Source organism: Streptomyces sp. Q2 (assembly GCF_056820935.1).
In genome coordinates this window covers 182,269-190,155 of sequence record NZ_JBXEJE010000021.1, presented here as the reverse complement: position 1 = coordinate 190,155, position 7,887 = coordinate 182,269, and the positions used below count along the sequence as shown (strand labels likewise).

At 68.3% G+C, this 7,887-nt stretch carries 5 protein-coding genes and 1 pseudogene; all 6 read right to left on the bottom strand.

What is annotated here, in order from left to right; translation table 11 throughout:
- Positions 1–310 (bottom strand): annotated as a pseudogene (locus tag ACWBNA_RS24560) (ribulokinase); the annotation flags it as partial.
- Between the two features lie 204 nt (positions 311–514).
- On the bottom strand, positions 515–2,320 hold the full coding sequence (locus tag ACWBNA_RS24555; protein WP_482706655.1) for an RICIN domain-containing protein: 1,806 nt from the start codon (positions 2,318–2,320) through the stop codon (positions 515–517).
- A 20-nt stretch (positions 2,321–2,340) separates the two neighbouring features.
- Entirely contained in the window at positions 2,341–4,488 is a 2,148-nt protein-coding gene (locus ACWBNA_RS24550; protein ID WP_482706654.1) for a beta-galactosidase, read from the bottom strand.
- 49 nt (positions 4,489–4,537) lie between these two features.
- Complete coding sequence (locus ACWBNA_RS24545; protein ID WP_482706653.1) at positions 4,538–5,473, bottom strand: carbohydrate ABC transporter permease; 936 nt, start codon at positions 5,471–5,473, stop codon at positions 4,538–4,540.
- On the bottom strand, positions 5,470–6,414 hold the full coding sequence (locus ACWBNA_RS24540) for a carbohydrate ABC transporter permease (RefSeq protein WP_482706652.1): 945 nt from the start codon (positions 6,412–6,414) through the stop codon (positions 5,470–5,472). Before ACWBNA_RS24540 ends, ACWBNA_RS24545 begins: the two co-directional genes overlap by 4 nt.
- A gap of 74 nt (positions 6,415–6,488) precedes the next feature.
- Complete coding sequence (locus tag ACWBNA_RS24535; protein ID WP_482706651.1) at positions 6,489–7,886, bottom strand: ABC transporter substrate-binding protein; 1,398 nt, start codon at positions 7,884–7,886, stop codon at positions 6,489–6,491.
- Between the last annotated feature and the right edge of the window lies 1 nt (position 7,887).

Below are 7,887 nucleotides of genomic sequence, written 5' to 3'. Positions count from 1 at the left end.
AGGCGGTGAAGTCCGTACCGATCCCGATGACCTGCTCCGGCCGGACACCGGCCTGGGCCAGTGCCTCCGGTACGGCGATCCGCAGGACGTCGATGTAGTCGGCGGGCACCTGCAGGGCCCAGTCGGGCGGCAGCGGGGTCCCGTCCGGGAGCTCCCGGTCGAGGACGGCGTGGGTGTAGGGGTGGTCGGCGGCGGCCAGTTCGGCGCCGTCGGAGATCCGGACCACCACGGCTCGCCCGGACAGCGTCCCGTAGTCGACTCCGACGACGCAGGGTTCGAGGCTCGCGCGGTCATCGTGTGGTGTGTTCACGGCCGGCCGTCCTTCTGCTGAGACATCGTGCTGACAGGCGTACCGCGGAGCGAATGTCCGGATTATCGATCAGTGTTCGAGATAACGGATAGGAAATGCGGGTGTTCGCGGTCATTTGGTGACGAGTGACGCGGTCATACTGCCCCTTCTGGGTCTGGTCGAAAGGGACCAGGCCCAGAAGCGTGGCGCTCCGCTCGGAGAGGGCTACTGGACGAGTTCCCAGTCCTGCGAGCCGTCCGTGAGCGCGGTCTGCAAGGTCAGCTGAGCCCCGGCGGACGCACCGGTGAGGTACAGGCTCGTGTTCTTGACGGACTGCAGCTTGTAGAACCCGTCGGCGGTCTTGACGAGGTTCCAGCTACCGGTGGCACTGTTGTCGACCCACTGGCCGATCTTCTGGCCGGCCGTGGCGTTGCCGGTCCAGATCGCCGCCGCGCGGCCGCCCGACTTGTTCAGCAGGCTCACGCCGCCGTTCGGCTCGGTCGTCACGTGCCAGTACTGGGTGTCCGCGTTGCCCGCCGAGCCCGGGGCCTCGAGCCGGACGTCGGGAACGTCGGCGTTGCCGATGTTCGCGTCGTTGGTCTTGTTCCCGGTGCCGATCACTTGGTCGGTCTTGCGGTTGACGAGCTGGTAGTAGGCGCCGTCCGAGTGGCCGAGATCGACCTCGGCGAACTTGAGCGTCGAGGTCCCCTGGTTGTTGAGGATCACGATGCGTCCGGTGCCGTCGACGTACTGCAGGTTGCGGCTGTAGCCGGACTGCGAGGTCGTCTGGTACTCCTTCCAGGCGCCGTCGCTGCGTCCGCTGTCGTTGACCCAGACGTTGCCGCTGCCGGCGGCGTTGTACACCAGACGGCCACCGGGGAGCCTGATGAGGACCGGGCTGCCGCCCGTCGCGAGCGTGTGGGAACCGGTGTCGACGGGCAGTGCGTCGACGCCGGTGCCGGTAGCGGACCCTTTGAAGAACTCCAACGGGCTGTTGGCGATCTGGTACCGGGTGTTGGCCCCGCCGCCCCAGTATTCGTAGGTGATCATCCACTTGCCGTCCGTGGTCCGGACGACGTTCGTCATGCCCGGCCGTCCGCCCCCGATCTCGGTCTTGCCGCCGCCCATGTCCTGGGTCAGCCCGGCGATGTCCACGACCGGGTTGCTCCAGGCGGCGCTGGTGCCGTCCCAGGTCTTGTGGACCAGGATCTGGCCGAGGGAGTCCGTGGCGGTGTCGTTCGCGGGGTCGATCGTCGGGACGCCGGTGGTCGCGTTGAAGCCGGTGTAGTCGTTCTCGTCCGAGTAGTAGACGACGAGCTTGCCCTTGTAGGCCATCAGGTACGGCTCCCACAGGGGATCCACCTGCTTGTTCGTGTTCGCGTTGGCGATGTTCTGACCGACCGCCCCCGCACTGCCGCCCTGCCAGCCACCGGTCGCGATGACATTGACGATGTTCCACGACGCGCCGTCGTTGGTGCTGGAGTACAGGGCGATCGCCAGGTCCTTGCGGTCACCGTCGTTGTTCGGCGTCCAGTTGGGGTCGGCGGCCTTGTGCTCCTTGTAGTAGTAGTCGTCGCCCGACACCACTGTTGCCAGGAGCAACGTGCCCGCCTTCAGGCTTCCGACGTCGCTCGGAAGGACGTAGAGGTACGGGTTCGTCCAGTTGCTCGTGTACTTCGCGTACTTGGGGTCGGTGGAGATGTACGCCGGGGCCTTGACCTCCGACAGCGACTGCCAGGTCGTTCCGTCGTCGTCGCTCTTGTAGACCGGGAGGGTCTGTCCGTCCGCGCTGCCCGACGCCGTCACGACCGTCGACTTCTCGAACGCCGCGACCAGACGCCCGCTGGGCAGCTGCGCCGACTTCGGGTAGACGGCGCAGTTGCCCCGGCCCTTCAGACACGGCTCGCTGCCGAGCTGGTACAGGGTCCCGCCTGTCGGGTTGTACGCCTGCGCACCGGCCATGGATCCGGTCAGCAGTGCGGCGGCCGCAAGGGAACTGCCCAGCGCCTTTGCTGTCGTTCTTCTCTGCATTGCCCCTCCTTCGGGGAGAATCAAGGTGTTGCGGAGACGAGCACCCGTACGTCCCACGGGCCAAGGTTCAGCGGCGTGGCGGCGGGGACGGAGGTGCCGTCCAGAACGTCGGAGAGGTCGATCGGGACGCTGACGCGTACCGGCTCCCAGCTCCAGTTGTGGACGATGTGGACCCGACGGCCGTCGGGAGATGTTCCGGTCGTCGCGGTGACCGACTCGGGGAGGTCCTGCCACGCGCTGCACGCGGCGGGCGCCAGCCACTGTGCGAGTGCCCGGGCGAGGTCGCGGCCCGGTGCCGTGCCGACGCAGGTGATGCGGCCCGCGCCGTGGCGGCGGGTGGTTACCGCGGGCCAGCGGCCGAAGTGCGGATGGTCGTAGCCGGCGAGCACCTCGGCGTCGGTGACGTTCAGGCACTCGACCCACTGCGTCGCGGTGGCGGTCTCCAGCAGTCGCAGCGGGCTGCCGGGCGCAGGTTGCACGGGAATGACCTGGTGGAGGTTGCTGAACTCGTCATACGTGACACCTGCGGCGTCGGCGAGGCGTCCGGGGGCCGGGGTGAGCCGGGCCCGGGCCTCGTGGTCGGCGTAGCCGGTGCGCGGGCCCAGGACCAGGTGGCCGCCGGCGTGGGCGTAGGCCTCCAGCCAGTCGAGCGTGGAGTCGTCGACGACGTACAGGGCCGGGGCCACGAGGACGGGGTGGCGTTGTACGGCCTCCAGCGGTGTCATGCCTTCCCGCTCGCCGCGCGGGTCGTGCAGCTGGCGGGCGTGGACGATGCGGACCTGACGGCCCGCGTCGAAGGCGCCGCGGTAGAAGGGGTCGAAGAGGCGGTGGTAGGCGGCAGCGTCCGGTTCGCCGTCAGGCGTCGCGAGCGGCGGATACTTCTGCATCAGCCACTTGCTCGGCATCGAGTAGACCATCGTGATGTCGGCGTCCGGCTCGAGCCCCGCGACGAGCTCGCCCGCCGTCTCGAACTCCGCGCCGAGGCGGGCGATTTCGGCATAGGTACGGCCGGGCCGTCCGCTGTGCGGGAGGACGCCACCCCAGTAGGTCTCCGCGCCGAAGCGCAGGGTCTGCCACTGCCAGTACTCGATCATCCGCGCCCCGCGCGCGACGTGCGCCCAGGCGGCCTGCCGCCACTGGCCGTCGTAGCCGGGCCGGTTGTCCCACGCGAAACCGATGCTCTGGGCGTTGGTCTCGGTGACCAGGAACGGGGCCTGGCGGGAGGAGAACATCCAGTCCGCCGTCTGGTACATCGACCACACCCCGGTGGTCTTCCACTTCTGCTCGTGGGCGTCGGGCGTGGGGTCGGGCAGCAGCAGGCCGTCCTGCATGTCGTAGTACGGGTTGCCGGAGGCGATGTCGAGGCGATCCGACATCTCGTCGTCCTCCACCCCCTGGCGGGTGTAGGAGATGCAGGTGGTGACGAACTGGCCGGGCTGGGCGTACTCGCGGACGATGTCGGCCTGCCAGCCGATGAACTCGGTGACCTGGCGGGCCTGGAACTCCCGCCAGGCGACGTCGTACTGGGGCTGTTCGTTGCCGTCAGGGGTCCACAGGTCGGCCCACGTGGACAGCCGGTGCGACCAGTAGACCAGGCCCCACTCGCGGTTGAGGGTCTCGACGTCGCCGTACTTGTCGCGCAGGTGGTCCACGAAGCGCTCGAAGACACCGCGGTTGTGCAAGAGGTGCAGGCCGGGCTCGTTGTCCACCTGCCAGCCGATGACCGCCGGGTGGTCGACGTACCGGGCCACCATCTTGCGGATGACCCGCTCGGCGTGGAAGCGGAAGGCGGGGTGGGTGAAGTCGATCTCCTGGCGTGCACCCCAGCCCAGGCGCTGCCCGGTGGCGTACTCGGCGGTGATCTCCGGGTACTGGCGGGCCAGCCACGGCGGAGCCGCGTATGTCGGCGTGCCGATGATGACGGAGATGCCGCGCTCGTGGGCGCCGTCGAGGACCGGCTGGAGCCAGTCGAGGTCGAAGCGTCCGTTCTCCGGCTCCCAGGTCGACCAGACCGACTCGCCGACCCGGATCACGGTGAAGTTCGCCTCGGCCATCAGGTCCAGGTCGGTCTTGAGCCGTTCGTCGGGCCGCAGTTCGGGGTCGTAGGCGGGCGTGTACTCGTGGTAATACGCGGCGCCGAAGAGGACGCGGGCAGGCAGAGCCGCCATGAGAGGAAACCTCCGATGAAACAGGGAGTGGTACGAGGGCTGCGGGCCCTTACTGCTTGACTCCGCCGGCGGCCAGGCCGCTCTGCCAGTACCGCTGGAGCAGCAGGAAGGCCACGACGAGGGGCAGGATCGAGATGAGGGAGCCGGTCACGACCAGGGCGAGCATGTCGCTGCTGGCACCGGCCCCGCCGTTCTGCGCCTGCGCGGCCCAGGAGGAGAGGCCGACGGTGACGGGGTACAGATTCGGATCATTGAGCATGATCAGCGGCAGGAAGTAGTTGTTCCAGGTGGCCACGAGCGTGAACAGCAGCACGGTGACCAGGCCCGGTGCGAGGAGCCGCAACACGATCGTGCCGAAGATCCGTGCTTCTCCGGCGCCGTCGATGCGGGCGGCCTCGAGGATGCTGTCCGGGACGGCGTCCTGTGCGTAGATGCGCATGAGGTAGAGGCCGAAGGGGTTGACCAGGGAGGGCAGGATGACCGCCCAGGGGGTGTTGACCAAGCCCGCCTTGGCGAAGAGCAGATAGGTCGGGATCGCCAGCGCAGTGGCCGGGACCATGACGGCACCGAGCACCAGGTTGAAGGAGAACCGGTCACCGCGGAAGCGGAACTTCGCGAAGCCGTACCCGCCGGCGGCCGCGAGCAACGCGGCCCCGACCGCACTCACGCCCGCGTACATGACCGTGTTGAGCAGCCAGTGCACGAACACCCCGTCGTCCTGGGTGAAGGTCTGCCTGACGTTCGTCAGCAGCTGCGGGGCGTGCGAGAACCACAGACCGAAGCTGTTGAACAGGTCCTGGGTGCTCTTGGTCGAGGCGATCAGCAGCCAGAACAGGGGCAGGAGGAAGTAGGCCAGGACGGCCAGCATGGCGATCGTCAGGGGCGTGCTGCCGCGCCGGGAGCTGGATTTCCGCCGAAGTGGTGCCGCGGAAGGCGGCTTCGTCAGTGGCTCGGCGGTCGTGGCCGTGGGGGTCGTGGTCGTCACGAGGTCCTCCTGCGGTTCGCGGTGAGCAGGACGGCGTAGGAGGCGATCACGATGACGAGACCGAGCAGGAAGGACACCGTGGCCGCGTAGTTGACCTGCTGTCCGGTGAAGGCGAGCGTGTAGGCGTAGAGGTTGGCGGTGTAGGAACTGCTGATCACGTCCGGAGCGATGGTCATCAGCAGCTTCGGCTCGTTGAACAGCTGGAAGCTGCCGATGACGGAGAACAGCAGGGTGAGCATCAGCGCGGGGCGCAGGGCCGGCAACTTGATCGACCAGGCGGTCCGCCAGGCGCCGGCCCCGTCCACCGCGGCCGCCTCGTACAGCTCCTCGGGGACGGTGCGCAGGGCGGCGTACAGGATGATCATGTTGTAGCCGACGAACTCCCAGGTCACGATGTTCGCGAGACTGCCGAGCATCCAGCCCTCGCTGAGGAAGTCCGGGACGGGCAGACTGAGGTCGCGGCTGAGCTGGGCGAAGGGGCCGAAGTCCGGACCGTACAGATAGCCCCACATGAGCGCGGCGACCACGCTCGGCACGGCGTACGGGACGAAGATGCCCAGCCGGATGACACGCGCGAGCCGGAGCAGCCCGCTGTCGAGGGCCAGCGCGAACACCAGCGCCAGCAGCAGCATCAGGGGGACCTGGATCACGAAGAACAGCGCGACGCGTCCGATGCCGTGCAGGAACTGCGGATCGCCGAGGGCCTGGGTGTAGTTGTCGAGCCCGACGAACGCCGTGCCGCCGATGAGGCGTTCCTGGAACAGACTGAGATAGGCGGCGTAGCCGAGCGGGGCGAGGAAGAGCAGCAGGAACAGGACCATGAACGGTGCGACGAACAGCGGTCCCGCCGCCCGTTGACGGTTCTTGCCGCCGCGTCCGAGGCGTGTCGCCCCGTCTCGTCTCCTGCCCTTGGGGGAGGCCGCGGTTGTGGCAGTCATCATCGGGCCTTTCTGAGGGATGGGACTGTGTCAGTGGGGGGCGGGTCCCGCGCCACGGCACGGGACCCGGCGGACCGTTACGGCGTCTCGACGGTGAAGCCCTGGCTCTTGGCGTAGGTGGTGAGCCGCGACTGCCAGGTGCCGAGCGCACGGACCGTGTCGGTCTTGTCGGCGAGGGACTTGCCGACCGTCTCGGTCCAGTCGGTCGCCGCCTGGTCGAGGAACGGGGGCCACTGGAAGGAGGAGTTGACCGTGGAGCTGATGTCGGCGAAGACCTGGTTGACCTTCTGGCCGCCGTAGAAGGCGGGCGCGTCCCCGGTGAACGCGGCGTCAGCGAGGAGGGCCTTGGTGGCGGGGAAGAAGAACTGCTCGGTGGCGAACATCTTCGCGCTGGCCGGGTCGCTGTTGAGGAACTGTGCGAACATCGCCGCCGCGACGGGGTTCTTGGTGGAGCGTATGACGGCGGTGGTCGAGCCGCCCCAGTTGCCAGAGCTCGGCTTCGACGCGTCCCACTGCGGGAGGGGGGCGGCTCGCCACTTACCGGAGGTGGCCTTGGCAGAGCCGGAGAGGAAGGCCGGTCCCCAGGCGGCGGTGATCCAGGTGGCGTACTTGCCCTTGTTGAACCCGGCGTACCAGCCGTCGGTGAAGTCCGGGTCGGTGCTGACGACCCCTTCCTGAGCCAGGCCGCCCCAGTACGCGCCGAGCTTCCTGGAGACGGCGTCGTCGACACCGATGGTGATGTCGCTCTTGCCGGACACCACGTACGGCTTGGCGTCGGCCTGCCACAGCAGGCCGTGCCAGGCGGCGACCTGGTTGGCCGCGAGGTTGGTCAGGTAGACGTCGGGGTCGGCCTTGTGGAGCTTGCGGGCCGCGGCGGCGAACTCCTCCCAGGTCGTGGGGACCTTGATGCCGTGCTTGTCGAAGATGTCCTTGCGGTACAGCATGCCGAGCGGGCCGGTGTCCTGGGGGATCGCCCACACCTCGCCCTTGCTGCCGCTGACCTGCTGCCAGGTCCAGTCGACGAACTGTTCCTTGAGCGAGGACGCGCCGTAGGGGCGCAGGTCGAGCAGGCTGTCGGTGATGGTGAAGGTCGGGATGGCCTGGTACTCGATCTGCACCATGTCCGGGGCGCCGCTGCCGGCCTTCAGCGCCGTTCGCAGCTTGGTGTACTGCGGAGTGCCCTGGCCGGCGTTGACGATCTTGACCTTGATGGCCGGGTACTTCGCCTCGAAGAGGGCGACCTCCTTGGCGATGTTCGGGACCCAGGTCCAGAACGTCAGCTCGGTCGGCGTCTTCATCGCCTTGTCGATGTCGGCCTGGCTGACCGGCTTGGAGGCTGCGGACGAGCCGCCGGAGTCGCTGCCGCCGCAGGCGGTGAGGGTGACGCCGAGCGAGACGGCACCCGTTGTGGTGAGGAACAGTCGACGGCTCATCGAGGAGCGGCCGGACATGGAAGTGGACGTGTTCGTGCGCATG